Origin of the sequence: Halohasta salina (genome assembly GCF_024178165.1) — an archaeon.
Classification (GTDB): domain Archaea; phylum Halobacteriota; class Halobacteria; order Halobacteriales; family Haloferacaceae; genus Halohasta; species Halohasta salina.
Genome location: NZ_JAMZIE010000002.1, coordinates 129187 through 154802, shown reverse-complemented (window position 1 = coordinate 154802; position 25616 = coordinate 129187). Strand labels below are relative to the sequence as shown.

The 25616-nt window shown below is 64.3% G+C and carries 33 protein-coding genes; 14 read left to right on the top strand and 19 right to left on the bottom strand.

Features of this window, described 5'->3' with window-relative positions; all coding sequences use genetic code 11:
- The first annotated feature begins 96 nt into the window (after positions 1 to 96).
- From NKJ34_RS04790 to NKJ34_RS04780, 3 genes are all read left to right on the top strand, one after another.
- On the top strand, positions 97 to 351 hold the full coding sequence (locus tag NKJ34_RS04790; RefSeq protein WP_253737138.1) for a DUF7967 family protein: 255 nt from the start codon (positions 97 to 99) through the stop codon (positions 349 to 351).
- Between the two features lie 45 nt (positions 352 to 396).
- Complete coding sequence (locus tag NKJ34_RS04785; RefSeq protein ID WP_253737137.1) at positions 397 to 1734, top strand: cytochrome P450; 1338 nt, start codon at positions 397 to 399, stop codon at positions 1732 to 1734.
- Between the two features lie 225 nt (positions 1735 to 1959).
- The gene (locus NKJ34_RS04780) at positions 1960 to 3189 is read left to right on the top strand and encodes a glycosyltransferase family 2 protein (RefSeq protein ID WP_253737136.1); all 1230 of its coding nucleotides are present in this window, start codon (positions 1960 to 1962) and stop codon (positions 3187 to 3189) included.
- A gap of 8 nt (positions 3190 to 3197) precedes the next feature.
- On the opposite strand, the gene NKJ34_RS04775 is transcribed toward NKJ34_RS04780, so the two are convergent.
- Together NKJ34_RS04775 and NKJ34_RS04770 are read right to left on the bottom strand one after the other, a co-directional pair.
- A complete protein-coding gene (locus NKJ34_RS04775) occupies positions 3198 to 3461 on the bottom strand; it encodes a YgaP family membrane protein (RefSeq protein WP_253737135.1) in 264 nt (87 codons plus the stop codon).
- 72 nt (positions 3462 to 3533) lie between these two features.
- Complete coding sequence (locus NKJ34_RS04770; protein ID WP_253737134.1) at positions 3534 to 4055, bottom strand: 2'-5' RNA ligase family protein; 522 nt, start codon at positions 4053 to 4055, stop codon at positions 3534 to 3536.
- Positions 4056 to 4157: 102 nt separating this feature from the next.
- Between NKJ34_RS04770 and NKJ34_RS04765 the strand changes: the two genes are divergently transcribed.
- Positions 4158 to 5303: an SPFH domain-containing protein gene (locus tag NKJ34_RS04765; protein WP_253737133.1), complete on the top strand. Its 1146-nt coding sequence runs from the start codon at positions 4158 to 4160 to the stop codon at positions 5301 to 5303.
- 3 nt (positions 5304 to 5306) lie between these two features.
- Here the strand turns inward: NKJ34_RS04765 and NKJ34_RS04760 are convergent, their stop codons facing one another.
- Both NKJ34_RS04760 and uvrB read right to left on the bottom strand, forming a co-directional pair.
- Positions 5307 to 5588 carry a hypothetical protein gene (locus tag NKJ34_RS04760; RefSeq protein WP_253737132.1) on the bottom strand — a complete coding sequence of 94 codons (282 nt, stop codon included), beginning with the start codon at positions 5586 to 5588 and terminating at the stop codon, positions 5307 to 5309.
- A gap of 62 nt (positions 5589 to 5650) precedes the next feature.
- Positions 5651 to 7711: an excinuclease ABC subunit UvrB gene (uvrB, locus tag NKJ34_RS04755; RefSeq protein ID WP_253737131.1), complete on the bottom strand. Its 2061-nt coding sequence runs from the start codon at positions 7709 to 7711 to the stop codon at positions 5651 to 5653.
- A gap of 101 nt (positions 7712 to 7812) precedes the next feature.
- Between uvrB and NKJ34_RS15870 the strand changes: the two genes are divergently transcribed.
- Positions 7813 to 9378 (top strand): stage II sporulation protein M, encoded by a 1566-nt coding sequence (locus NKJ34_RS15870; RefSeq protein WP_253737130.1) that lies wholly within the window; start codon positions 7813 to 7815, stop codon positions 9376 to 9378.
- 26 nt (positions 9379 to 9404) lie between these two features.
- On the opposite strand, the gene NKJ34_RS04745 is transcribed toward NKJ34_RS15870, so the two are convergent.
- Positions 9405 to 10484, bottom strand: coding sequence for an AI-2E family transporter (locus NKJ34_RS04745; RefSeq protein ID WP_253737129.1), 1080 nt, complete (start codon positions 10482 to 10484; stop codon positions 9405 to 9407).
- A 196-nt stretch (positions 10485 to 10680) separates the two neighbouring features.
- On the opposite strand from NKJ34_RS04745, the gene NKJ34_RS04740 reads away from it, so the two are divergent.
- Positions 10681 to 10929: an FAD-dependent oxidoreductase gene (locus tag NKJ34_RS04740; protein WP_253737128.1), complete on the top strand. Its 249-nt coding sequence runs from the start codon at positions 10681 to 10683 to the stop codon at positions 10927 to 10929.
- Between the two features lie 79 nt (positions 10930 to 11008).
- On the opposite strand, the gene NKJ34_RS04735 is transcribed toward NKJ34_RS04740, so the two are convergent.
- Entirely contained in the window at positions 11009 to 11941 is a 933-nt protein-coding gene (locus NKJ34_RS04735) for a DUF4382 domain-containing protein (protein WP_253737127.1), read from the bottom strand.
- A 131-nt stretch (positions 11942 to 12072) separates the two neighbouring features.
- Positions 12073 to 12753 (bottom strand): class I SAM-dependent methyltransferase, encoded by a 681-nt coding sequence (locus NKJ34_RS04730; RefSeq protein WP_253737126.1) that lies wholly within the window; start codon positions 12751 to 12753, stop codon positions 12073 to 12075.
- 119 nt (positions 12754 to 12872) lie between these two features.
- Here NKJ34_RS04730 and NKJ34_RS04725 point away from each other — a divergent pair, with 119 nt between their 5' ends.
- The gene (locus tag NKJ34_RS04725) at positions 12873 to 13304 is read left to right on the top strand and encodes a DUF2391 domain-containing protein (RefSeq protein ID WP_425491773.1); all 432 of its coding nucleotides are present in this window, start codon (positions 12873 to 12875) and stop codon (positions 13302 to 13304) included.
- 17 nt (positions 13305 to 13321) lie between these two features.
- Here the strand turns inward: NKJ34_RS04725 and NKJ34_RS04720 are convergent, their stop codons facing one another.
- From NKJ34_RS04720 to NKJ34_RS04710, 3 genes are all read right to left on the bottom strand, one after another.
- Positions 13322 to 13636 carry a glutathione S-transferase N-terminal domain-containing protein gene (locus NKJ34_RS04720; RefSeq protein ID WP_253737124.1) on the bottom strand — a complete coding sequence of 105 codons (315 nt, stop codon included), beginning with the start codon at positions 13634 to 13636 and terminating at the stop codon, positions 13322 to 13324.
- 92 nt (positions 13637 to 13728) lie between these two features.
- Entirely contained in the window at positions 13729 to 14256 is a 528-nt protein-coding gene (locus tag NKJ34_RS04715; RefSeq protein WP_253737588.1) for a magnesium transporter, read from the bottom strand.
- Between the two features lie 41 nt (positions 14257 to 14297).
- Positions 14298 to 14870 (bottom strand): magnesium transporter, encoded by a 573-nt coding sequence (locus NKJ34_RS04710; RefSeq protein WP_253737123.1) that lies wholly within the window; start codon positions 14868 to 14870, stop codon positions 14298 to 14300.
- A 100-nt stretch (positions 14871 to 14970) separates the two neighbouring features.
- Here NKJ34_RS04710 and NKJ34_RS04705 point away from each other — a divergent pair, with 100 nt between their 5' ends.
- Positions 14971 to 15552 carry a DUF7090 family protein gene (locus NKJ34_RS04705; protein ID WP_253737122.1) on the top strand — a complete coding sequence of 194 codons (582 nt, stop codon included), beginning with the start codon at positions 14971 to 14973 and terminating at the stop codon, positions 15550 to 15552.
- A gap of 28 nt (positions 15553 to 15580) precedes the next feature.
- Here NKJ34_RS04705 and NKJ34_RS04700 read toward each other — a convergent pair whose 3' ends face one another.
- The gene (locus tag NKJ34_RS04700) at positions 15581 to 16369 is read right to left on the bottom strand and encodes a DUF7089 family protein (RefSeq protein WP_253737121.1); all 789 of its coding nucleotides are present in this window, start codon (positions 16367 to 16369) and stop codon (positions 15581 to 15583) included.
- Entirely contained in the window at positions 16369 to 16458 is a 90-nt protein-coding gene (locus NKJ34_RS15945; RefSeq protein ID WP_425491759.1) for a hypothetical protein, read from the bottom strand. Before NKJ34_RS15945 ends, NKJ34_RS04700 begins: the two co-directional genes overlap by 1 nt.
- Positions 16459 to 16543: 85 nt before the next feature.
- Between NKJ34_RS15945 and NKJ34_RS04695 the strand changes: the two genes are divergently transcribed.
- The gene (locus NKJ34_RS04695; protein WP_253737120.1) at positions 16544 to 16969 is read left to right on the top strand and encodes a hypothetical protein; all 426 of its coding nucleotides are present in this window, start codon (positions 16544 to 16546) and stop codon (positions 16967 to 16969) included.
- A gap of 22 nt (positions 16970 to 16991) precedes the next feature.
- Here the strand turns inward: NKJ34_RS04695 and NKJ34_RS04690 are convergent, their stop codons facing one another.
- The 6 genes from NKJ34_RS04690 to NKJ34_RS04665 all read right to left on the bottom strand — a co-directional run bounded on the left by NKJ34_RS04690 (position 16992) and on the right by NKJ34_RS04665 (position 20257).
- A complete protein-coding gene (locus tag NKJ34_RS04690) occupies positions 16992 to 17411 on the bottom strand; it encodes an Hsp20/alpha crystallin family protein (protein ID WP_253737119.1) in 420 nt (139 codons plus the stop codon).
- A 97-nt stretch (positions 17412 to 17508) separates the two neighbouring features.
- A complete protein-coding gene (locus NKJ34_RS04685; protein WP_253737118.1) occupies positions 17509 to 17940 on the bottom strand; it encodes an Hsp20/alpha crystallin family protein in 432 nt (143 codons plus the stop codon).
- Positions 17941 to 18024: 84 nt separating this feature from the next.
- Complete coding sequence (gene pheA, locus NKJ34_RS04680) at positions 18025 to 18837, bottom strand: prephenate dehydratase (RefSeq protein WP_253737117.1); 813 nt, start codon at positions 18835 to 18837, stop codon at positions 18025 to 18027.
- Positions 18838 to 19129: 292 nt separating this feature from the next.
- Entirely contained in the window at positions 19130 to 19438 is a 309-nt protein-coding gene (gene hisE / locus NKJ34_RS04675; protein ID WP_253737116.1) for a phosphoribosyl-ATP diphosphatase, read from the bottom strand.
- Entirely contained in the window at positions 19435 to 20046 is a 612-nt protein-coding gene (gene pdxT, locus NKJ34_RS04670; protein ID WP_253737115.1) for a pyridoxal 5'-phosphate synthase glutaminase subunit PdxT, read from the bottom strand. Before pdxT ends, hisE begins: the two co-directional genes overlap by 4 nt.
- Positions 20047 to 20092: 46 nt before the next feature.
- Complete coding sequence (locus tag NKJ34_RS04665; protein WP_253737114.1) at positions 20093 to 20257, bottom strand: preprotein translocase subunit Sec61beta; 165 nt, start codon at positions 20255 to 20257, stop codon at positions 20093 to 20095.
- A gap of 102 nt (positions 20258 to 20359) precedes the next feature.
- Here NKJ34_RS04665 and trxA point away from each other — a divergent pair, with 102 nt between their 5' ends.
- Positions 20360 to 20626: a thioredoxin gene (gene trxA / locus NKJ34_RS04660; protein WP_253737113.1), complete on the top strand. Its 267-nt coding sequence runs from the start codon at positions 20360 to 20362 to the stop codon at positions 20624 to 20626.
- 50 nt (positions 20627 to 20676) lie between these two features.
- The gene (locus tag NKJ34_RS04655) at positions 20677 to 20826 is read left to right on the top strand and encodes a 50S ribosomal protein L40e (RefSeq protein WP_253737112.1); all 150 of its coding nucleotides are present in this window, start codon (positions 20677 to 20679) and stop codon (positions 20824 to 20826) included.
- A gap of 131 nt (positions 20827 to 20957) precedes the next feature.
- Here the strand turns inward: NKJ34_RS04655 and NKJ34_RS04650 are convergent, their stop codons facing one another.
- Complete coding sequence (locus NKJ34_RS04650) at positions 20958 to 21575, bottom strand: MBL fold metallo-hydrolase (RefSeq protein WP_253737111.1); 618 nt, start codon at positions 21573 to 21575, stop codon at positions 20958 to 20960.
- Positions 21576 to 21678: 103 nt separating this feature from the next.
- Here NKJ34_RS04650 and NKJ34_RS04645 point away from each other — a divergent pair, with 103 nt between their 5' ends.
- The 3 genes from NKJ34_RS04645 to NKJ34_RS04635 all read left to right on the top strand — a co-directional run bounded on the left by NKJ34_RS04645 (position 21679) and on the right by NKJ34_RS04635 (position 25590).
- Positions 21679 to 22722: a DUF7544 domain-containing protein gene (locus NKJ34_RS04645; RefSeq protein ID WP_253737110.1), complete on the top strand. Its 1044-nt coding sequence runs from the start codon at positions 21679 to 21681 to the stop codon at positions 22720 to 22722.
- Positions 22723 to 22815: 93 nt separating this feature from the next.
- A complete protein-coding gene (locus tag NKJ34_RS04640; RefSeq protein ID WP_253737109.1) occupies positions 22816 to 25065 on the top strand; it encodes an NADP-dependent malic enzyme in 2250 nt (749 codons plus the stop codon).
- Between the two features lie 54 nt (positions 25066 to 25119).
- Entirely contained in the window at positions 25120 to 25590 is a 471-nt protein-coding gene (locus tag NKJ34_RS04635) for a hypothetical protein (RefSeq protein WP_253737108.1), read from the top strand.
- Positions 25591 to 25616 lie beyond the last annotated feature (26 nt).

Here is a 25616-nt window from a genome sequence, read left to right as displayed (position 1 = left end):
TTGCCCCTACCGACGACCATCCGACAGCAGCCCGAAACGAACCGACATACATCGCGGTATCGACACCCACAACGGGCTGGAGGCCGAAGGGAGGCTATGACACGGCTGTGGCTCGTCGAGCGAGCCTACGACGACCGGAACCTCGTTTCGTTTACGTATGCGACTCCCGACGGCAGCCGGCAGCTCCGCAAGCAGCTGTCGATGACGCTGCTCCGTCGGCGCGGCCCCATGACCGCCGCCATCGAGGCCGACGCCGACGAACTCAGCGCGGTCGACGAGCGCGACCGCGAGCGGTTCGCCGCCGAAGCCCAGAAAATGGCTGCCGAACACGATCCCAACGACGAGATTTGAGCCGGCGGCCGAACCCTTAGGTCGGTGAGCGCCCTACTGTAGCCAATGCGACCCCAGCCACCCGGCCCCAAGGGGGTGCCCGTGTTCGGCAACAGCAACCGGTTCGCCGACGACCCCTTTGCGTTCATGGATGCCTGCGCCGACGCCTACGGCGACGTCATCGGGATCGATCTCGGCCCCCAACCGCTCTACATGCTGACCAACCCCCGCGATATCGAGCGCGTGCTCGTCGCGGAGGCGTCGTCGTTCCCCAAACGGGATCTGGGCGACGACGCGGTCGACCGACTGCTCGGCGAGGGGCTGTTGACCAGCGAGGGGGCGGCGTGGCAGGACAAGCGCCAGCGCGCCAACCCCGCGTTTCACAGCGGCCGAATCAACTCCCTCGCCGACATGATGGTCGACCACACCGAGGCCATGGTGGCCGACTGGAACGACGGCGACCGGGTCGACGTCCACGTCGAGGTGGCCCGCCTCACGGTGCGGATCATCGTCTCGGCGATGTTCGGCACCGACATCGATCCCGAGCGGGTCGAGGCGATCCAGACCCACCTCGAACCGCTCGGACGACGGTTCGAGCCGGATCCGTTCGGTCGACTCGTTCCCGACTGGGCCCCGACGAAGAAGAACCGGGAGTTTCGCGCCGCGGTCGACGCCTTGGAGGCGATCATCGACGACATCGTCGCCGAACGCCGCGGGACCGAAGGGGGCGACGGCGACGAGCCGATGGACCTGCTGTCGATCCTGCTGCGGGCCCAGCGCCACGGCGAGGTGACCGACGGCGACATTCGCGACGAGATGATGACGATGCTGCTGGCGGGCCACGACACCACCGCGCTCACGCTCACGTATACGTGGTATCTGCTCTCCCAGCATCCCGAGGTCGAAGAACGCCTCCACGCGGAACTCGATGCCGTCCTCGGCGGCGACAGGCCGACGGCTGCCGACAGTCGACGGCTCTCCTACACCACCAACGTGCTCAACGAAGCGATGCGGCTGTATCCGCCGGTGTATACGCTGTTCCGGGAGGCAGCGGTCGACGCCGAGTTCGGCGGCTACCAACTGCCCGCTGGCTCGGGGCTCATGCTCCCGCAGTGGGTCGTCCACCGGTCGCCGCGGTGGTACGACGACCCCGAGACGTTCGACCCGGATCGCTGGGAGTCAGCACGGAGCAGCGAGCGCCCCCGGTTCGCCTTCTTCCCCTTCGGCGGCGGCCCACGACACTGTATCGGCAAGCAGTTCTCAATGTTAGAGGCGACCGTTATTCTGTCGATCGTGGCCCAAGAGTACACGATGGAGTATCTCGGCTCCGATGATCTCAGCCTTCGCGGCTCGCTGACGATGCATCCCGAGGAACCGGTTGCGATGCGGCTTCGGGAGCGGTAGGTCGACGAAGGCGCTTGGCGATGTTGCCGGAATGTTGTTAGTTTGAGTGATTTACTATCCACTGGCATGCTGTAGTCTACCACAGACCGTACTGTCACGCAGGGAATCTATCATACTTCTTTAGACAGTAGTTTGAAATGGCAGACAACGAATCTGCTACTACGGACAAGTAATGGGAACGGAATCCACTGCAAGAGGAACGATGATTGTGGGTGAGGGCTGTCGATGATAGCCTCACCCGTCGGGATAGCGATTGCGCTCGTGTTTTGGCTGATACTCCTGTTGTATGGCTTTTCGTCGTTCTGGTGGCTCCTTGAAGTGACAGTGCTCGCGTACAACTGGCGGGCCGACGACGAGACCGAAATCGGCCTCGACAACATCCAAGTGCGGATCCTGACCTACAACTCGCCGTCGACCGTCCAGGTGACTGTGAACTCGGTCCCCGCCGGGATCGCCGAAACGAAGGTGATCGCCGAGGCCGAGATGGAGATCGACGGCGCGGACGTCCACGTCGTCCCCGAGTCCTTCGAATGTGCAGCCCAAAAGAAGGGCCGGGCTATCGAGTGGGCCAGACGGCACGTCGACTGCGACCAGGAGTACATCCTCTATCTCGACGAGGATAGCATTCTGGTCAACTTCGAGGGGCTCCCGGCGGCCGATCTGATTCAGATCTCCGAACACCCGCTGCAAACCGGCTCGTGGTGGGTCTATCTCTGTGAAGTGTTTCGGGTCGGCTACCAGCGCGAACAGCGTGCGTTCCACCGCATGGCCTACCCACTGTATGCGTGGGGTGGTGCGGTTGCGGTTCGTCACGACCTCGAAAACGAGGTGACCTGGGACGTGCCGACGATCACCGAGGACACGACCTACATCTGGCGAGCCGCCAAGCACGTCGACCAGCAGGGCGGCCGCTTCGAATACCGACTGCTGAACCGGCGGTTCAGAAACCAAGCCCCGCCCTCGATTCGGGAGATGTTCAACCAGCGACGGCGATGGATGTCGGGGACGCTACGGGACATGTATCGGCTCCCACGGCGGTATCTCCCGCTGCAGTTCGCCCGAATCATCACGTGGACGCTGTCGCCGGTGATCCCGGTGTTGTCCGTACTGGCGTTTCTATACCCGGAACTGGTGCCCCAACACGGCCTCTACCAAATCGCCTCGCTTGCTCTGTTTAGCATGCTGTTTGTCTACATGATTTCCGGGCTGATGGAATACCGGAAATACCCCGAGGTGTGGCCGGTGTTCCTTATCTTGACTCCCCTCGCTGTGACACTTCATGCGATTGGTGCGTTTTGGGGGCTACTCCGCCCGGCGACGGATTTCAAGATCACCGAAAAGACGCCGGGAAAGGCGAGTGCAAAAACCCTCTTGGAATTGAATTCCGATCTGGAGGAAGACACCGTGACGCCGGATAACGAGTCGGATCCGACGCCGAAATCAGAGGCCGACTGACCGGTTCGTCAGCCCCACGTATTGCCGCCGCTATACTCGTCTTCGCAGCTACAGGTATCGATGCCGAGGGCTGCATAGACCCCGCAGGTACCGGTCAGGGCACCAGTTCCGAGAATGAGAGCAACCATAGCTAACACACCGATGCCCGCTAGCGTGAGCGGGTCGCGGGGAGCCGAATTGTAGAGCCAGAACACACCGACTAAGACAACCGGTGTGAGGATCGCTCGTGCGATCCGGTCGCGGCGACCGACGTTTAGTTTCCTTCCAGCCATATACTACCTATCGTATTACAGTAAATAAACTAGTTGCGAAAGAGTACAATCTGTGTGTGAGATCCGGTTGCGTTAGGCCGGAAGCGAGTAGCGCGAGACCGCCTCACGGTACCGTGAATCCCAGATCACGAGTTCGGAAACGGCCCAAGAAACCCCTTCAATTTCCCCAGCCACCCGCTCGGCATCGACCACCGATCCCCCACGCGCGAGGGTCACGTGCGGCACGTAGTCGACGCCTTCCAACCCCTCGATCGCCTCGTAGGCGTCGACTAACTCCTCGTGAAGCTCCCGCAGGCCGGGGCTCTCGACGGCCAGATAGACGACCGGCCCCTCGCCGCGGGCTGGCTCGGCGAAGAAGTCGATCTCTCGGACTGCAGCCTCAAATGCCGGGGTCCCGGTCAGCTTCTGTGGAAGTTGCTGCTGGAGGGTCGCCAACTGCAATTCGGGCTGGCTGGCCCGGAGCGTCGACTCGTCGAACCGCTTGACCACAAGCGTGTGCTGCTCACGGCGGGAATCGAAGCCGACGAGTTGGGGGTGAAGCTCGGCGGCCACCCGGGCGACGGCCCCCGGAACAGGGACGTTGAGACTGAACACGGTCGACGATAGGGTCGACCGGGCAAAAACACGCGGATACCGAACAATGGCTCCGATCGGGGTGAGGGATAGTCGTAAGTGTGCACGGTCCGAACAGTAGCTATGAACACGGGACCCAGTATCGGCGGGAACGTGCCGCGGATTCCGGACATCGTCTGGACGACCCTCGCCGTCTTCGCCGCCGGGATCGTTGGCATCCTGTTGTTTGCGGGCCTCTCGCCGATCTTCGCCGTCGGACTGTTGGCGCTGGTCGTCGCCGGCGTCACCCTCGCCAGCGCCGTCGAGTTCGTCGACGCCTACGAGAAGCGCGCGCTGACCGTCTTCGGCGAGTACCGCAAGCTACTCGAACCCGGACTGCAGCTGGTGCCGCCGTTCGTCTCCCGGACCTACCGGTTCGACATGCGGACCCGCATCATCGACGTCGACCCACAGGAGGCGATCACGCAAGATAACTCCCCAGTTCGGGCCGACGCCGTCGTCTACTACCGGATCATGGACGCCAAGAAGGCGTTTCTGGAGGTCGACGACTACGAGAACGCGATCTCGAACCTCGCCCAGACAACCTTGCGTGCGGTGATCGGCGATCTGGAACTCGACGACACCCTCTCGCGGCGGGATCGGATCAACAGCCGGATCCGCCGAGAGTTGGACGAGCCGACCGACGAGTGGGGGATCCGTGTCGAGGCAGTCGAGGTCCGCGAAGTGAGCCCCTCCCAAGACGTCAAGCGCGCGATGGAGGAACAGACCTCCGCCGAGCGCCGTCGACGCGCGATGATCCTCGAAGCACAGGGCCAGCGTCGCTCGGCAGTCGAGAAGGCCGAGGGTGACAAACAGTCCAACATCATCCGCGCCCAAGGTGAAAAACAGAGCCAGATCCTCGAAGCACAGGGCGAGGCCATCTCGACGGTCCTGCGCGCGAAATCCGCCGAAGCGATGGGCGAGCGCGCCATCATCGAACGCGGCATGGAAACCCTCGAATCCATCGGTCAGGGCGACTCGTCGACGTTCATCCTTCCGCAGGAACTCACCTCGCTGGTGGGTCGGTACGGCGGCCAGCTCACCGGCGGCGACATCCCGACCGATGGCCACGAACTCGAAAGCCGCGAGTTCGATCCGGAGACCCGCGAGATGCTCGGCTTGGACGACATCGAGGAGCTACTGACGAATCTAGATGTCGACGACCTCGCCGAGGTGGGGACCGACGACGAACCGATCGCGGCCGAACTCGAATCGGTCGAAACGGAGTGAGGGCTAGTCGGAGCGTCGTTCCCAGTACTGCATCCAGTCCCGTAACGGAACGCGGACCTCGCCGACGCTCATCGTCAGGCCGCCGTCGAACCGCCAGTTGGCCGTTTTCGCGTCCTCGCGCATACTCATCGGCACGTCGACGCTCACTTCTTGGAGTTCGCATTCGAGCGCCTGATTGCGGGCCGCAGCCTCGCCGGTGAGGTAGTCGATCAGGTCCAGCCAGTCGTCGACCTCGGAGGGATCGGTCGCCGGCTCCGAGCGCTCCGGTGCGTCAGCAGTGGTCATACCTACACCGATGTCGTGCTCCGACAAAGACGTTTCCGCTGTTACCGGTCGCTGGGACCGGCTTAGAACTCCGGTTCGGTCTCGGGTTCGACGCCCAGATCCCCGCCGTCGACGTCGAAGGACTGTCGGATTTCCCTGATCCGGTCGCGGATGTCGGCGGCGAGTTCGAACTCGAGGTTGGTGGCGGCCTCCTGCATGCGCTCTTCGAGCCGTTCGATCTGTGCTTGGGCCTCGTCGTCGGTCGACGGCGCGTCGGTAGACAGCCCGCTCGTATCGGTCTTCGATCCCGGCAGGTTCGTCTCGCTCACCGGTTTGTCGATCGTCGTCGGATCGTTGCCGTGGTCGGCATTGAACTCCTGTTGGATGCGTCGACGGCGCTGGGTTTCCTCGATAGCCGCTTCCATCGCGTCGGTCGTCTCGTCGGCATACAGGATTACCTCGCCGTTGACGTTGCGGGCGGCCCGACCCATCGTCTGGACGAGCGTCGTCTCCGAGCGCAAGAACCCCTGCTGGTCGGCATCGAGGATCGCCACGAGCGAGACCTCCGGGATGTCCAGCCCCTCCCGCAGAAGATTGATCCCCACGAGCACGTCGATCTCGCCGAGTCGCAGGCTTCGGATCAGTTCGTGTCGTTCGAGGGTGTCGGTCTCGTCGTGCATGTAGGCGACGTCGACCCCGGCCTCGTCGAAGTACTCGGTGAGATCCTCGGCCATTCGTTTGGTGAGCGTCGTCACCAGCGTCCGCTCGTCGCGCTCGATACGCTGGTCGATGCGATCCAGCAAGTCCTCGACCTGCCCCGTCGCCGGGACCGTTTCGACCTTGGGGTCGACCAGATGGGTCGGCCGAACGATCTGCTCGACGACCTGCCCGGAGTTCTCTAGCTCGTAGTCGCCGGGGGTCGCACTCACGTACAGCAGCCGATCGGTCTTCTCCTCGAACTCCTCGAAGGTCAGGGGGCGGTTATCGTACGCAGTCGGGAGCCGGAACCCGTTTTCGACCAGCGAATCCTTCCGGGATTTGTCGCCCGCGAACTGCCCCTTGATCTGTGGGAGGGTGACGTGAGACTCGTCGACCACACACAGGAAGTTATCCGGGAAATAATCAAGGAGGGTGTAGGGAGCCTCGCCCGACTCGCGGTCCGAGAGGTGGACCGAGTAGTTCTCGATCCCCGAACAGTGGCCCGTCTCCTGGAGCATCTCGATATCGAAGGTGGTCCGCTCCTCGATCCGCTGGGCGGCCACCAGATCGCCCTGTCGTTCGAAGTAGCTGATCCGTTCGTCCATCAGCCCCTCGATCTCCGCGATCGCCTGTTCGAGGGTGTTGTCGGGGATCGAGTAGTGTTCGGCCGGGTGAATCAGTGCGGCTGGTTCGGTCGACTTCACCTCGCCGGCGAGGGTGTCGACTTTCAGGAGGCGGTCGATCTCGTCGCCCCAGAACTCCACGCGGACGGCGTACCGACCGTACATCGGGAAGATCTCGACCGTATCGCCCCGCACCCGGAAGGTGCCCTGCGAGAAGTCGACGTCGTTGCGCTCGTAGTTGAGGTCTACGAGCCGCGCGAGCAGTTCGTCGCGGTCGAGCTGCTGGTCGACGCTTAGTTCGAGGGCCATATCCCGATAGACGCCCGGATCACCCAGCCCGTAGATGGCTGACACCGAGGCGACGACGATGACGTCGTCCCGCGTCAGTAGTGACCGCGTCGCCGAGTGCCGCAGTCGCTCGATCTCCTCGTTGATCGACATATCCTTGTCGATATAAGTGTCGGTCTGTTCGACGTAGGCTTCGGGCTGGTAGTAGTCGTAGTAGGAGACGAAGTATTCGACCGCGTTGTCGGGAAACAGGTTGCGGAACTCCTCGTATAGCTGCGCGGCGAGCGTCTTGTTGTGGGCCAACACAAGCGTCGGCTGTTCGATCTCCTCGACGACCCACGACACCGTGTTCGTCTTCCCGGAACCGGTCACGCCGAGCAGCGTCTGTTCATCCATCCCCTGTCGGTAGCCGTCGACTAACTGCTCGATAGCCTCGGGCTGATCGCCCGCTGGCTCGAAAGGCGCGTCGACCACGAACGGGCGATCTTCGCCGGGGCGGTCCGGCTGGAGGGGTCCCGACTGCGTGTCGCTCATTAGCGGACGTTAGGGACCGCCATACTTTACCGCGACGGTGGGGTTGCCGACTGCGAACCGAACCCCGTGAAATTACTACCCAGCAACACGACCGGTCGACCGTGACCGTAGGAACCTCGCTCCAGTCCGCCGTCCGCGTCCTCGTCGACCGGCCGGCGAGCGTGGTGCCCGTCTATCTGCTCGTCGTCGGTCTCAACGCGGCGACACGGGTGCCGATCCTCGCCGGCATCGGAGCCGTTATCGCCCTCCTGGCGGCCGACGGCCGGCTGCAGGCACTGCTCGATGCACTGGAAGCCGTCGACCTCGAATCGCTGGACCAACAGGAACCCACCCCGGAAGCGATCCCGCCCGAACTCGAAGCCGCCGCCGCGGATCTCGTCACGCCGGAGGTGGTCGTCGTGATCGTCGCGGCGGGGGTGGCGTCGCTGCTGGTCGGCCTCGTCGCCAATGGCGTCGGCAGTGCCGCGGCGATCAACGGGATCTACGGCTGTCTCTATCGCGGCGATGGGGTCGCCGACGCCGTCGTCGGCGTCGGCCAAGACTGGAAACCGTTCGTCGGGCTCGGCCTCGCTAAATTCGGGGTGATCCTCGTCGGAGTGGTCCCCGTGGCGCTCGGGGCGAGCCTGTTTGCGGTCTCGACGACCGCCGGCATCGCGGCGACGCTCGTCGGTGGACTCCTCTCGGCCGTGATCGTCTTCGTCGGGCTGGCGGCGCTCGCGTTCGCCGGTCAGTCGGTCGTCGTCGACGGGGTTGGTTTCGGGGGCGCTCTCCGGCGGAGCGTCGGCTTCCCCTTCCGGCGACCAGTGCCGTTTCTCGCCTATCTACTGGTCGCCCTCGGCGTTTTCGGTGGGCTAAGTGTGTTCGGTGGCATCTCCGGCGCGCTCGGCGTCTCGCAGCTTTCGGGGATCGTCGGTCCGCTCGCCGCAATCCCGTTTTTCGATGCGTTCAAGACCGCACTGTACGCCGAGCGGTCCTTCGAGCCGGCCGCCGCAGCCGAGGGCCGGATCGCGGCGATCGATGCCGCGGAAGCCGACGGCGGCACCCCGGTCGACTCGACAGCCCGTCCGCCCTACCGACGCCGGATCGTCACGGCGTTCCGTGAGGGGTTGGCGGCGGTCGGCGGCTTCGTCCGCCACCACCCGGGACCGATTCTGGCAGCGACGACCCTCTTCGGGCTCGCGGTCGCCGGCGGCTGGCGGCTCACCGCCGCCTATGCCGTCGACCTTCCGGCCAGCAGCGATCCCGGCGCGGTGTTCGGAACGTTCCCGGCCGGCGTCTTCGTGACCATCGCGGCCAACAACTGGCTTGTCTCGGCGACCGCCGCCTACGGCGGGGTCGTCCTCGGGCTCCCGACGGCCGCCGACATGCTGCTCAACGGCTTCATCGTCGGCGCGCTCGCGGGGGTCGTCGACCCGCTCGTGTTCGCTGCGCTGGTCGCCCCCCACGGCGTGATCGAACTGCCGGCGATCGTCGTCGCCGGCGGGCTCGGTTTCCACCTCACAGTGCTCGTGGCGGGCGTCCTCCGCGGTAACCGGACCTCGGCGGAACTCGCCGCGGGGCTCCGATTGGCCTACCGCGTGCTGCTGGGGTTGGCGATCGTTCTCGTCGTCGCCGCGTTCGTCGAGGCGTTCCTGACGCCGCCGATTGCCGGGGTCGTGTTGGGCTGAGACGGCGTCAGTCGGTCTCGGGGGTGTCAGTCGGTCTCGGGGGTGCCGGTCGACGTGGTGGCGTCGGTCGGTTCGGCTCCCTCCGGAGGGACGCCCGGCTCGTCGTCGCCGACCGGCGTCTGGCTGGTGGGCTCGAACTCCCGGGAGACGAGACTGGCGGCCTCGACCAACAGAGCGACCACCAGCGGGCCGACGATGATGCCGATCGCGCCGAGACTCAGTAGGCCGCCGACGAAGCCGATGAAGTAGAGGCTCCCCGAGAGATCGGCCGTCCGGCTGGCGAGCCGGGGGCGGATCAGCAGGTCGGGCAGCCACGCGATGAGCCCGCCGGCGATCAACCCGACCGCCAGCGCGCCAGCGACGTCGCCGGCGACGAGTCGACCGCCGACGAGCACGACGATCAACAGACTCGGGCCGGCGATCGGCACGAACTGGAGGATGCCGGCGGTCGTTGCGAGGACGATCGGCGAACTGTATCCGAACAGGACGAAGACCGGCAGCGCGATCAGGAACGTCCCGACCGCGGTCGCCGCCTGTAACACGTAGAGGGCAAACAGCGTCTCCCGGGCCCGCGTATGGAGCGCCTCCGCGATATCGCGGTAGTTCGGTGGCACCACCGTCAGCACGTTGGAACGGATATCCTGCTGGTTGTGGAGCAGCGAGAACACCAACAACACGAACAGCGTGAGCTTGATCAACAGGACGGGCAGCGACGCGGCGATCGACCCCGCCAGAGCGGTCAGCTCCCGACTGATAACCGTGATGGCATCCGAGACGACCAGTTCGTAAGTGAGGCCCCCAACACCTAGCGGGATCGATTCGGGCAGGCCACGGATGACCGCTCTCACCTCTGAAAACCGGACGATCAGGAGATACCCCAGCGGCCCGAACAGGGCGAGGACACCACCTACGGCGGTTGCGGTTACCGCGAGCGTTGATGTGAGCCGCGAGAAGCCATAGCCGCGCAGCCGCCGGCGCAGGGGCACCAACAGGTAGGCCACCGAGAGTGCGAGAAACACCGTTCCCAACACCTCGAAGAGGATGACGGCCGCGAGGGTGGCGACCGCCGCCAACACGCCACCGAGCACGTAGAGTCGACGGCTCATACGGAATGAGGGCAACCGGCCCACAAAACAGTTCGGCATCCGATGGGTTTGATTGTCAGATCATTCACAGAGACAGTCTCGGATACTGGACGAGAGAGCTAATCGCTCCGCAGCCGAACCGTGATGCGCATCGTCCCCGCAGTCGTGTGTCGATGTGTGGGTGCTCGCCGTGTCGACGGGACGGGCGTGGGCAACTATGGCCGACGAGTCTTCCCCCACCGACCAGTCGGACGAATCGTCCCTGCCCGGAACGCCGCTGTCGCTGTGGCTGGCGACCAACCCCGAAACGCGATACGAACCGCTGACCGAGCCAATCACCGTCGACGTGGCGGTCTGTGGCGGCGGCATCGTCGGGCTGACCGCGGCCAAGCAACTCGTCGACGCCGGCCTGTCAGTCGCGGTGCTGGAACGCGACCGGATCGCCGCCGGCGTCACCGGCCACTAGACGGCGAAGCTCACCACCCAACACGGCCTCAAGTTCGAACCCCGAGTCGGAGTCGGTCGGCGAGCCGGATGCGTAGGGTCTACTGGCCGCTTTCGTCCGTTTCGTTACCGCCAGTGTCGGTACTGTTGGAGTCGCTGCCGTCGGTCATATCGCCCTCGCTGTCGCCGGACTCGTCGGCGTCGGTTTCGTTTCCAGCGTCGGCACTCTCATCGGCGTCGTCGCTGTCGTCCTCGTCGACTTCCTCGACGTCGACGTCTTTGCCTGCCACGCCGCTCTCGGAGATCACCGGCAGGAGGTTGTAGCCGTTGTTGCCCTTCTTGACGACGTTGATGTCGAAGACGAAGCTCACCGGTTCGTCGGGGACGATCTCGAACGGTTTGACGATCTGGAGCTTCCCGCTGGGAATCTTGACCTCGGCCGTCTCGCCGTCGACGATGCCCTCGACGTCGCTGGCGTAGAGTTCGATCTTCGAGTACTGGCCTGCTTCGAGTTCGCCCTCGAAGACGCCGATGGCTTTGTCGCCGACGACCTGCGTGAGGTCGACGGTCGCGCCATCGAGATCGATGATCGAGAAGCCGCTGGCTCCGTCGTCGGACTCTTCCTCCTCGTCGTCGTCGTCCGACTCGTCGTCCATCGTTTCGGTCTCGGAGTCGTCCGTCTCCGTTTCGTTCGTTCGGGTTTCGTTTGTCCCGTTGGTCTCGGTTTCGTTGGGGTCCGTCTCGTTGGTCTCCTCGCTTTCGTTCGTCGAGTCGTCCGCCTCGTCTTCGTCCGCTTCGCCGCGGAAGACCCGCGCCCTGTCGAAGGAGACGTTCAGCGAGTCGAAGTCGTCGATCGCGACCGGCTGGTCGCTGATAAGTAGCCGGAACGTACCCGTCGACGTCTCGCTGTCGGACGATCCATCGGTCGTGCCATCGTCACCGCTGGTCCCGCTGTCGCTTTGGTTCGCACAGCCCGCCAGCAGCGTGACGCCGACACCGGCACCAACGCCGAGGAGGTGTCGTCGGTTTACCATTCCTGTGTCTCCGCTGGTTCGATCGGTGGGTGACTGGTCAGTCATTGCGTTCCTATCCAGTCGCCAGACACTCCTAAAATAGTGAGTTTCTCGCGCCGAATTAGGCCCAATTGCTCCGAATTGGAGCCGAGTTAGGGGACGACACCGACGGTCAACAGCGTTCCCCACGTCCGATACCGGTCGACCATCGCCTCACGCGTCTCCCAGTCGTCTGTCGGGAACGCATCCACGGGCGGGATCTCGATTTCGCGGTCGGGGATCGTCTCCTGTTCGGCGACGTGGAACCCCGCCTCGCGGAACGCCGCGCGGTACTGCCCGCGGTCCCAGCGAGTCATCTCGATGGAGATGTCCTCCTGCCACGCGTGGCTGGCCTCGTTTTCCTCGTAGTAGTTGACCGCACAGTAGAACGTCCCGCCGGGCCGGACGATCCGCCGGAGTTCTTCGAGGGTGTGGGCGGGGTCCGGCGCGTAGTAGAAGGCCTCCATCGAGAAGACGTGGTCGACGCTGTCGGTGGCAACGGGCAGCGAATCGAAGTCGCCGACGAGGAAGTCGACCGCCTCGTCGTCGGTGTAACCCGCCGCGTTGCGGGCCATCTCCGGGGAGCCGTCGAGGCCCACCCCGTGGCCGATATCCGCCGTCTCTCGCAGCGCCCGGAGCGCGTAACCGCTGCCACAGCCGAGATCGAGGACGGTCTCGCCCGCTTCGACCGGCATCCGCGCGAGTGCGTGTTTGGCGGTGTGCCAGTGGCGGTCTTCCATCCCCTTGTCGCGGCCGCTTGCGGCCCAACTGTCGAACTCCTCGCGTACGCTCATACGGGGTGTGGTCGACGAATCGCTAAATCGGTTGCTCTACGGACCGACCGCGCGGGGCGCAGCCTCATCATTTATATGAGTCCGCTGACTTCGGCCGGTGTATGCGACCACGACCACGAATGAGGCTCCGACGGCCGACATTCAGGATCGCCGACTCCGCCCAACAAGTAGTCGGCGGCTTTCTGCTGGCCGGGCCGTTCGTGGTCACCGAGGAGGTCTGGGTGCTGGCGGGCAGCATGAGCAATCTACAGGCCGTCCTCACGGTAACGATCGTCGGCTTGATCGGCTACGCGGCGCTGTATCAGGCCGACACCAAGCGTGATCCGGACAGCGAACAGCAGGTCGTCGGTATCCCGATCCGGTTCATTTCCCTGATGGTTGTCTCCTTTGGCTCGGTGGCGATTCTGGCGCTCGTGTTCGACGCCCCCGCCACGTTCCTCGGCGACAACGGCCTGTCGACACGCGAACTCGCCGAAACCACGTTCAAAGCGATTAGCGTCGGCTCGGTGTTCAGCGTCGTCGGCGCGGCCACCGCCGACAGCGTCTTGTAAGTAATCGGTGACTACCGTCAAAAGAATCGGTACAGCAGCCGCCCAACAATGCCCGACGGCGGAGGAGTTTCGCCATCGCCGTACTCCGCGTAAAGGTAGTCGACGATATCGTCGCTTTCGGCCATCCCCTCGATACCGTTGGCGTGGTCGACCAGTACCGGCACGCCGTACTGACCGCTGGCCTCGTAGACCGCGGTGCGCTCGCTCCGCGATTGCGGGACCGAGTGGGTTTCGTATTCGAGTTCCAGATCGGCGAGTGCGCGGCGGACCTTCTTGCAGTACGGACAGCCTTGGAGGTTGTGGAGTTCTAACTGCGGTGTTGACGCTGCCATACCGACGGTTCGGCGTCGATCCTCCAAACTGTTACGGGGAACTGCGCGGGCTCCGCACGATTGGATCGGGAGTAGCCACCGGCTACAGACGGTTAGAGGACGACTACGACGACACCGAACAGGATGAGAACACCGGTGATGTCACAGAGGTTGGTGACCACCGGGATCGTCGTGTCGTCGGGGTTGTACCCCAGCCGGTAGGAGGCGGTCACCGAGACGACGCTTAGCACGACCACCACCAGCGCCAACAGCATCCCGCTAACAAGCGAGATCGTCAGTACCTCGATGAGAGTTAACGAACCGCCGAGCACCCGACCGATCGCCCACGCGGCGACCCCGACGACGCCGAAGACGGTCGCCGCCAGCCCGAAGACCGCGCCGGTGTTGGCCCTGATCGCCGGATTCGACGGCGAGAGTTCGAACGTCCCGAGGTGGAGCTGTGTCGACAGCCGCGAACACATGATCGACGCGAGGTTGCCCGCGGTCCCGATCTGAACCGGGACGAGGACGAGCAGCGAGGGTTGGGTCACGAGCGTCGCCTCGAAGGACTCCAGCACCGAGCCGGAAGCCATCTGGAGCAACGACAGTCCGGCCAACAACGGCACCATCGTCCGGACCATGCTCCGGATCGCCCACTCGCCGTCGACGTCGCCGCCGGTGCTCACAGCACCGCCCCCGTCACGTAGACGCCGACCAGCAGGAACAGCACGCCGAAGACATCACCGAGAGTGGTCACGACCGGTCCGATGATGTTGTCGGGGTCGAGCCCGCGGCGGTAGCCGAGGATGATCACCGAGACGAGCACCGACAACATGAGCACGGCACTCAGGAAGCCGGCGACGATCATGATGCCGACCAGCCGGGGGAGGCTCCCCGACTGACCGGTCGCGGTCAGCACGCCGAAGGTGACGACAGCGATGAACACCGAGACGGTCATTCCGTTGATAAACGAGGCGATGATGGCGTTCGAAAGCCGCTCGTCAAGTTCGAACCGGGGTTCGATGATCCCCTGATGGAGACCGCTGGAGATCCGTGCGCCAAGCGATCCGTAGACGCCGCCACGGGTGGCCAGAAAGGCGGGCAGCAACAACAGGAGTCCGGGAACACTCTCGATTCCCTCGCGCATCGTCTCGCTGCCAAGTATCGTTCCCGCGAACAGTCCGGCGACGAGACTGACGATAATCACGGGCAGGGCGTCTCTGTAGACGTCTTTGGCCGTATCCTGTCCGTACATCCGTCTCGACGTGGGTATGGGACGAATAAAAAGGTGGCTGGCGGACGACGGGCAAACCGAAGGCCTGTATGATTAAGTTCACCCAGTCGCAGATATGGATATGGACTACACGCTAGCGATCGAAAACGCACCCGACACCATTGCGAGCGGGACGGGGCTGCTGTTGCTCCATCCAAGTATCGGCGAGACCGACCGGATCGACACCGACTTCCTGAAGACCGACACCGACCACTTCCTCGTCGTTTCGACACGCACCACGGCCCGCGAGGTCGAACAGAAGCTCGAACACTACGACGTCGACGAAGATCGGGCCGTGATCCTCGATACGCTGTCGGTCGAGCGGGGCTACTCCCGTCGCGGGGCCGACGACGTCCACTACGTCTCCTCGCCGGACGACCTCGATGGCATCGTCGAGAAGACCCGTGAGTTCCTGTCGAGTCACGACGGCAAGGTACGGGTCAGCGTCGACTCCCTGACCGAGATGATCTACTACGCCGACGACGAAGGCGTCTACGAGGCGACCAAACAACTGCTCGAACTGCTGGCCGACCACGACGCGGTCGGTATCTTCCACCTCTCGAAGGAGGTCCACGATCAGTCGACCCTCGACGAGTTCACCGAACTGTTCGACGGCGTCGTCGACCTCGGCGACGACGGCAGCGTGAGCGTCGACTTCCAGTAGGTAGCGGCTACTGGCTGGTAGAGACTGCCTACTCGGCGAGTGCCGCGACGGTTTTATCGGCCCACTGAATCGCGTAGTCGGCCCCGTACTCCCGGAAGGCATCGGTATCAAGCGCGCCGAACGGCGTCGGGAGGTCCAGATCGTGTTTGATCGCCGAACAGGCGTACTCGGTGGCCTCGGGGAACGTCATCTCGCCGCGGGCGACCGACGCCGAGAGTTCGTCGAGCCGCGGTTCGAGCCGCTCGCCGGCGTCGACCCACGCCTCGTACAGCGGTTCGAACTCGGGATCCTCGGCCCACGACCGGAACACCTTGCGGGTCTGGAGGCCGACCCAGCCGTCGAACAGCGCGGCGGCGATCTGGTAGACGTCGGCGGGTCCGAGTCCGGTCGCGTCGGCCAGCTCGGTGTACTGTGAGCCGAAAAACGGCACGAAATGCTCGGGAACCCCGGAGTCGATCCGGACGAACGCTTCGGCGACGAGGAAGTCGAGAAACGTCTCGGGCGTCCCGTCGGCACGCTTTTTCAACAGCACCGTCGGCGGCTCGGTCTGGGCGGTCCAGACGACCGTGCCGTCGCCGGGCATGCCGATCGTGAATGTCGGGCCCGCATACCGTTGGAGTGCCGTCGGCGCATCGGCCGGCAGCCAGTCGACCGGATAGCTTGCCGGATCGAGCGCGTCGGCGAACAGCCCGAGGTCCTCGGCGACCGCCGGGGGTAGCGTCTCGAAATCCTGTGCGACATCGAGCACCGTCGACTCCGGAGCGTACGCTGTCCGGGCCGCTGCGAGCGGCGGCGACAGCGATCGCTCGCTGAACATCAGGCGCCCACGTACGAGAGGATGATACCGACCGCCAGCAGCGCCGAGAGGCCGACCGTTCCCACCACGATCTTGGTAGCTTTGCTCATACGCTACGGTTCGGTGGCTCCCAAATAAAGCCTTCAATCTCGCTTCGGCCCCCTGATTTATGCGGGCAGCGATGGTAGGGGCGGTATGCACGTGCGGGATGCGGTCGAAGACGACGCCGAGGCGATCGCGGCGCTGGCGGATGCACCGGCGGACGTCGTCCGGAATCTGGTCCACGACCGGAGCGTCCGCGTCGCCGAACGCCAGCAGGGAAACCGCGATCCGAACGTCGACACCGAGGCCGACGACACCGAACTCTTGGGGTTCGTCAGCTTCGATGCCCACGATCGAACAGTACATGTCACGCAGTTCGGCGGCACCGAAGCCGCCTGCGAGCGCCTGCTGGGCGAGCCCGTCCGGTTTGCGGCCAGCGAGAACATGGACGTCGAGGTACTGGTCGAAACCGAGGCGACCGACAAGAAGGCGGCCGTCGAGGCCGCGGGATTCGAAACCGCAGGTACGGGCCCGATGTTCCGCGGCTCGCGGACGATCCGCTACCGACAGCGGCCGTAGCCGCGGCCAACCGGCCGGCGGGTTATTCGATCTCGATCCGTCGGCCGTCGTCGACCACGTCGGTCGACGCTTTGGGGACCGTCACGGTGAGCACGCCGTTGTGGTAGGTCGCCGTCGCGCCCTCGTCGTCGACTGCCTCCGGGAGCCGAAGCTGCCGCTGGACCGACTCGGTGCGGCGTTCGCGGTGGAGGTACTCCGCGTTCGTCCCGTCGGTTTCGTTGTGACGTTCGGCGCTGATCGTCACCACCGCGTCGTCGATCCTGAGCTCGATCGCCTCGCGATCGAACCCCGGCAGATCGGCCGTCAGGACGAACTCGTCGTCGTTGTTGGCGACGTCGACGGCCATTCCCGTTCCGTCGTTGGTAGTCATCGGCTCGAAGCCGCGGCCGAACTGGCCGAAGAACTGGTCGAATCCATCGAACGGTGTGAGTGCGCGTTTCATCGTGTGTTTCACCAGCCAACATATATGCTCGCTGATGGCTTAAAGGGAGATGGAGCCATGCTAGCTACTCGCCGCGGGGAAAAATACGGGGGCGTCGCTATTCGACGTCGATCCGGTAGCCACTCGACGCCTCGGGGTCGAGCTTCGGGAGCTCCACTGTCAGTACTCCGTTGTTGTAGCTAGCCGAGGCGTTTTCGGCCTCGACCGCCTCGGGCAGCGGGAGCTGTCGGTGCACCGACTCCCGCCGCCGTTCTTGGCGGTGGAACTGGCCGGTGTCTTCGCTCTCTTCGGCCTCGTACTCGGCGCTGAGCGTGAGGCTCTCCCGGTCGACACGGAGGTCGATATCGTCCCCGGAGAAGCCGGGAAGGTCGGCGGTGACGACCAGCTGATCGCCCTGATCGGCGACGTCGACGCTCACGTCCGAGAGCATGCTCTCGGCCTCGAAGCCGCCACTCAGCTCGCCGAACTGGCGGTTCATTCGTTCGATCAGTTCGTCGAGTTCGCGGAACGGGTTGGGTCGTCCAGCCATACCTACAAATTGGGCGTTGAGAGACATGAATATTGTCGACACGAACCCAACAGGAACGACCGGACTGTCCGCGGCCCCCGAGAATCAGTACAGCACGTGTTTCGTGTCGTAGGATCCAAGATTCCGGATCCAGCCGTCGTCGACGATCGTCTCGATCTCGGCGATCGCCTCCTGGACGCGGCTCTCGTAGACGCCGGCCTCGATATCGAAGTGGAACAGGTAGTCGCCGAGGCGGTTGCCACTGGGCCGGGATTCGACCCGCGAGAGGTTGATGTTGCGGTCGGCGAAGGCCTCCAGCAGTTCCAACAGCAGCCCGGGATAGTTGACGTTCGGGTAGACGATCAGCGTCGTCTTGCCGCCAGCGTCGGATCGCTCGGCGGCGGGCGCAAGAAGGAAGAATCGCGTCGCGTTGGAGTCTTGATCCTGAATGTCTTCAGCGAGGATCTCCAGTTCGGTGCCGTTGGTCGCGTTCGAGGGGTGGCCGATCGCCGCGATCGAAGGGTCCTCGCGGGCGCGTTCGACACCGCGGGCAGTGCTGGCGACGGCCTCCTGATTGGCCCCCGGATAGTTCGTTTCGAGGTAACTCCGACACTGGGCCAACGCTTGGGAGTGGCTAGCGACCGTTTCGAACTCGTCGGACTGGGCGAGTAGGGCGTGTCTAATCGGCGTTATGATCTCGCTAACGACGGCGACCTCCCGGTCGGCGAGTGCATCGAGCGTCTCGGTGACGCTGCCCTCGATACTGTTTTCGATGGGGACGACGCCCCGTTCGAAGCTGCCGTCGTCGACCGCTTCGATAATGGCGGTCACCGACTCACGAAACGAGACGTCGTCGGCGACAGCGCTGGCGGCACGGTGTGAGTAGGTCCCGGCGGGACCGAGCGTAACGGCATCCATTGGCCGCGTTTGGTCGACTGGTTTGAAAAGGGCGTCGGCGTCGAGAGGATCCAGCCACCACGATCCGGGCGTCGGATACTCCCGGTAGTGGCCGTCTGTGCCGTGTTTCAGTCACCAATAGATATATGTGGACGATCTACACAGCGTGTAGCTAATGATCGACGATCTCCTCATTGGGATTTTCAAAGGTCTCGGGGTGGTGGCCGAACTGTCCGCGGAACTCTATCACTGGCTCCGGTCGGACGACACCGAAGGCGATGACTAACGAAGTGGTCGGAACACGCCGACAGCCTCAGAACCGCGATTCGAGTTCGGCCCGCAGATCGTCGACGTCCAACCCCTTCATCGCGAACAACACGAGCAAGTGGTAGACGAAATCGGCCGACTCGTACTGTAGTTCGTCGAGATCGTCGTCTTTGGCCGCCAGAATGAGTTCGGTCGACTCCTCGCCCAGTTTTTCGAGGACTTCGTTTTCACCTTTCTCGTGGGTGAACAACGAGGCCGTATAGGAGTCCTCGGGTAGCTCGGCCTGCCGCTGTTTGATCGTCGCAAACAGCTCATCGAGCACCTCGCTGTCCAGTTGTTCTTCGGTGTCGCTCATCCGTCGACCTCCGTGGGCACGACGGCTTCCGTCTCGTCGAAAAACGCCAGCTGGTGGAGCCGCGTGTCAGGGGTAAGCTCCGGATGGAACGAGGAGGCGACGACCGGTCCCTGCCGGACGCCGACGGGGTTGCCCTCCCAGTCGGCCAGCACCTCGACGTCGTCGCCGACCGTGTCGATCAGCGGCGCGCGGATGAAGACTGCCGGGAACGGCTCGTCGAGGCCCTCGATGTCGAGGGGGGCCTCGAAGCTGTCCTTCTGTCGACCGAAGGCGTTGCGGTCGACCGTCACATCGAGCAGTCCCAGCGTCGAGACGCGGTCGTCCTTCGCGTCGCGGGCGGCGACGATCAGCCCCGCACAGGTGGCCAAGATCGGGTTGCCGGCCTCGACGTGGGCCCGAATCTCGTCGTCGATCCCCTCGTCGGCCAACAGGCGGGAAATCGTGGTCGACTCCCCGCCCGGCATGAGCAGTACGTCGCAGTCGGGAACGATGCCGCTGGTTCGGATCTCCCGCACCTCGCAGTCGGCATCGTGTGCGGCCGCAGCCCGTCGGATCGCGGCGGCGTGTTCGCTCACGTCGCCCTGAACGGCGATGACGCCAGCTATCATGGTTAGTCGACCGAAGGCGGTGGGGAAAAAGACCGCGTTCGCGGGATCACGCCACCGAAATGGTGAGGATCTGGACGAGCAGGCCGAACAGCAAACAGAACGCGATGACGGTTTTCGGATTGATACGGATCGCGTTCCGGTCTTCGGAGTCGAAGTACCGGACCAGCCCGGCACTGGACATCAGCCCGCCGGAATTGTCGCCTGAGCTCATAGTCGAACTACTGCACGTTGGTCTCCTAAGGGTTTCGGCTTCCGACTGCGCGCTTGGAAACGCTTATGCGCCACCCTCGGCAAAACGAGGGCGGGAACACAAATGACGGTTCGACTCACAGATTTTTACGCCGACTGGTGTGGCCCGTGTAAGACACAGGACCCGATCCTCGAAGAGCTCGAAGCCGACTACGAGGACGTCGAGTTCGCCAAAGTCGACGTCGATGAAGAACAGGACGTCGCCAACCAGTATCAGGTTCGGTCGCTGCCGACGCTGGTCGTCGAGAACGACGACGGCATCGTCGACCGCTTCGTCGGCGTCACCCAGCGCGAGGACCTCGAAGCCGCCCTCGAAGAAGCCGGCGCGTGAGGCCGGGAAGTCTCGGAACGCTTAAACAGCGACGTCGACGATAGAGCCGTATGCCAAGCAACGAGAACGCGACCGAGCGAACCCTCAACAAACAGATCTGCATGCGCTGTAACGCTCGCAACTCACCGCGGGCCAACCGCTGCCGGAAGTGCGGCTACGACCGACTCCGCCCGAAGGCCAAAGAGCGACGCGCAGCCTGATCGCTCACCGATCCTTTCTTACCGACAACTCGGCCATCGACCGACCAACAGCCACGGTTCGCGAGCTCGGTTTCGAAACTCCCCGAATCACGGACTGTAGTTAGTTGCCGACTACGGCTCGTAGATGGTCACTACTCGGGATATTTCGGCTCGCGACGCTCGGCCCGTTCGAGCGCGCGCTCGATGACCGTCCGGACGCTCTCGCCGTCGGCATGGAACGGATCGCCGTGGCCTGCGTACATCGCCGTCACCGAGTCGGGAAGTCGATCCAGCAGCGTTTCCAGACTCTCGATGAGTCGCTCGCGGGACTGGCCGGGCCGGTCGGTCCGGCCGAAACTCCCGTCGTCGAATGCCCCGTCGTTGTAGACGACCACGTCGCCGCTGAACAGCATCGATTCGCCGACAAACGAGAGGTGATCGGTCGCGTGGCCCGGCGTGTAGACGGCCTCGAAGGTTTCGTCGCCCATCTCGACTCGGTCGCCGTCGTCGAGGCTGTGGGTCCGGTGAGGGTGGTCGTCGTAGGCATAGCAGTCGGCGTCGAACGCCGACAACACGGCGTCGAGTTCGGCCACATGGTCGCCGTGCTGGTGAGTGAGGACGACGCGGTCCACTGTGTCGACGTGGTCGGCGACGACGTCCTCGACGCCAGCCATCGCGCCGGCGTCGACGAGGGTTGTCACCTCGCCGTCGAGGAGGTAGGCGTTACAGGTGAACACGTCGGCCGAGTCGGTGACGCAGATCGGGTCCATACCGGCCTCCACGGGGTCGACGGCGAAAAATCCCTGCGAACCGAGTCGCCCGAGGAGAAACTGACCACCAACCTATTTGCCACTACCCGGCCACCACCCGGATATGTCATGGTACGCGATCGAGAGCGTCGACGACGCGATCGATGCCACCCGTTCGTTCCTCTTTCCCTTCGACCTCGGCCAGTGGCTCCGGCTCGGCCTGATCGCGATCTTCGTCGGTGTCGGCGGCGGCGGGATCTCGTCGGTGTTCAACCTCTTCAACGCCGGGTCGACGCCCTCCGGAACCGGTCCCGACAGTGCGCCTGCGCCGGCACCAGCCGAACCCACACCGGAAATGCTCCCCGTCGAACCGGTCGTGATCGCCGCCATCGTCGCGGGGCTGTTGCTCCTCGGGCTCGCGGTGTCGCTGCTCTCGGAGATCCTTCGGCTGGTCTTCTACGACGGGCTGCGGACTGACACCGTACGGATCCGCGGGCCGGCCAAGCGACGCTTCGGACAGGCGCTCCGGTTGTTCCTGTTTAAGCTCGTGCTCAACGTCGTCTCTGCGATCCCGATCGTCCTCATCGGGGTGGCGGTCTTCGCCGGAGCGGCCGGAGAACTCGGCGAAACCGCGATGCTCGTCGGCGGCCTGCTTGCAGTGGCTGTCGCCGCGGTGACGGGCCTCGTCTACCTGATCGTCGCTCGGGCGACGACCGAGTTCGTCACGCCGATCATGGTGGTGACCGACAGCGGCGTCCTCGACGGCTGGCGGCGGTTCTGGCCGGTGCTCCGCGGGAACCTCGCCCAGTTCGGCGTCTACGTCGTCGTTCACTTCCTGGTACTGCTGGCGATCTCAATCGGCCAGTCGATCATCGGGTTCATCATATTCGGGATCGTCGGCATCATCGGTGGGATCGCCGCGCTCGTGGTGGTCCTCGGCGTCTTCGGCGGCTTTGGCGCGGCCGTCGCGTCGACGGCGGGCCTCGTCGCCCTCGGCGTGATCGCGGCGGTGACGCTGTTGATCGTCTTCGTCCTGACACTGCCGATCAACATCGTCGTCCTCACCTACGTCTTCAGCTACGAGCTGTCGGTACTCGGGGCCGCCGACGAGGAGCTCCGACTCCTCCCGGCCGCAGACGGGGGCGACCCGTCGACGGTGGCGGAGTAGTCGCTGCCTACTCCACTCGTCAGTTCGACAACCGTCGAACCTGACAATCGACATACACACAGCTTTTTCATGAATCCAGCGAACCGCTGTGGTATGGGACTTGACGACGACGCACGGGAGTATCACCGGCGTGATCCGCCGGGGAAGATCGAGATCGCGACGACGAAGCCGACCAACACTCAGCGGGATTTAAGCCTCGCCTACTCGCCGGGTGTCGCCGCCCCCTGTCGGGACATCGACGCCGAGCCGGACGAGGCCTACAACTACACGGCCAAATCCAACCTCGTCGGCGTCGTCTCCAACGGCTCGGCGGTGCTCGGTCTCGGCGACATCGGTGCGCAGGCCTCGAAACCCGTCATGGAGGGGAAAGGGGTGCTGTTCAAGCGGTTCGCCGACATCGACGTCTTCGATATCGAACTCGACCTCGATTCGGTCGACGCCCTCGTCGAGACGGTCGACGCCATGGAGCCGACCTTCGGCGGCATCAATCTCGAAGACATCAAAGCTCCGGAGTGTTTCGAGATCGAGCGCCGACTCGGCGAGCGGATGGACATCCCCGTGTTCCACGACGACCAACACGGGACGGCGATTATCTCGGGGGCCGCGCTGCTCAACGCCGCCGAGATCACGGGCAAATCACTCGACGAACTCGATATCGTCTTCTCGGGGGCGGGCGCATCGGCGCTCGCTACCGCGCAGTTTTACGTCTCGCTGGGGGCCGACGAGTCCAACATCACGATGTGTGACTCCTCGGGGATCATCACCACCGACCGGGGCGATGACCTCAACGAGTACAAACAGCAGTTCGCCCGCGACGTCGACGATGGGAGCCTCGCGGATGCGATGGAGGGTGCCGACGTGTTCGTCGGCCTCTCGGTCGGCGGCATCGTCTCCCAAGAGATGGTCCGATCGATGGCCGACAACCCGATCATCTTCGCGATGGCGAACCCCGACCCCGAGATCGGCTACGAGGACGCCAAGGCCGCCCGCGACGACGACGTGATCGTCGCCACCGGCCGCTCGGACTACCCGAACATGGTCAACAACGTGCTGGGGTTCCCGTTCATCTTCCGCGGCGCGCTCGACGTCCGGGCGACCGACATCAACGAAGAGATGAAGCGCGCGGCGGCGATGGCGCTGGCGGAGCTGGCCAAACAGGACGTTCCCGATGCTGTGGTCAAAGCCTACGGCGACCAGCCGCTGCAGTTCGGCCCCGACTACGTGATCCCCAAACCGCTGGATCCCCGCGTGCTGTTCGAGGTCGCCCCCGCCGTCGCCGAGGCCGCCGTCGACAGTGGCGTCGCCCGGACAGAGATCGATCGCGAGACCTACGCCGAGAAGCTGGAAGCCAGACTCGGCAAATCCCGCGAGATGATGCGAGTCGTCCTCAACAAGGCCAAAAGCGACCCCAAGCGGCTCGCGCTCGCGGAGGGCACCGACGAGAAGATGATTCGAGCGGCCTACCAACTGGAAGAAGAGGGGATCGCCGAGCCGGTTCTGTTGGGCGACCGCGAGGAGATCAGCCGGATCGCCGCCGAGTTGGGGCTGTCGTTCGATCCGGAGGTCGTCGACCCCGCCGAGCGGAGTCTCGACGTGTATGCCGACCGACTCTACGAACGCCGTCGCCGGAAGGGAATCACCCGCGGAGAGGCGGCCGAACTCGTCGCGAAGGACACGAACTACCTCGGCAGCGTGATGGTCGAGATGGGCGACGCCGACGCCATGCTGACCGGGCTGACCCACCACTACCCCTCGGCGTTGCGACCGCCGCTGCAGGTGATCGGCACCGCCGACGACGCCGACTACGCGGCGGGTGTCTACCTGCTCACGTTCAAAAACAAGGTCGTGTTCTGTGCGGACACGACGGTCAATCAGGACCCCGACGCCGAAGTACTCGCGGAGGTCACGAAACACACCGCCGAGTTGGCCCGGAGTTTCAACGTCGAGCCCCGGGCGGCAATGTTGTCGTACTCCAACTTCGGCAGTGTCAGAAACGAGTCGACGGCGACCATCCGGGAGGCGGTCGCCGACCTCCACGACGACTCGACGGTCGACTTCCCCGTCGACGGCGAGATGCAGGCCGACACCGCCGTCGTCGAGGAGATTATCGACGACACCTACGACTTCTCGGCGCTCGACGGCCCGGCGAACGTGTTGATCTTCCCCAATCTTGAGGCCGGCAACATCGGCTACAAACTCCTCCAGCGGCTCGGCGGCGCGGAAGCCATCGGTCCCATGCTCGTCGGGATGGACAAACCCGTCCACGTCCTCCAGCGCGGCGACGAGGTCAAAGACATCGTGAATCTGGCGGGGGTGGCCGTCGTCGACGCCCAACAGGAGTAAGCGGGTCTGAAATCCATCAATGGATTTATAACAAAATTTGATACTATACCAACCATGGCGGACCACGGGCCGGAACTGCGGCTGCCCGAGCGGATCGAGACCGGCGAGTTCGACGGTGCGCTTCGGATCGGCGAGCGAGACGACATCGCCGTCTACTGGCACGTCCCGACCAACCGGCTCGCCGAGATCGATACGCCGGCAGTCGACCCGGAGGCAGCCGACGTCTGTCAGCTGTCGGCGGAGACGGTCGGCGAGTATATCCACCGGACCGAACGCGAGGGAAGCTGCTGGTCGTTGAACCGGCTGGGCGAGTTCCTCCGGAACGTCGCCTCCTTCGAGGACGTCCGCATCCTTACTGTCCGGCAGGAAGAAGCCTACGCCCTCTGTCGGATCGCGAACATCGAGGCGGCGAGGGCCGCTGAACTGCTGGGGGTTTCCGAACGGTTGCTGGAGGATCACCTCTCGACGGCCCACAAGAAGATCACCTGTGCGTTCAATCTGGTCGAGGCCGTCAACAGACACTGACTGGCGAGGGCTGCCCGACGGCAGCC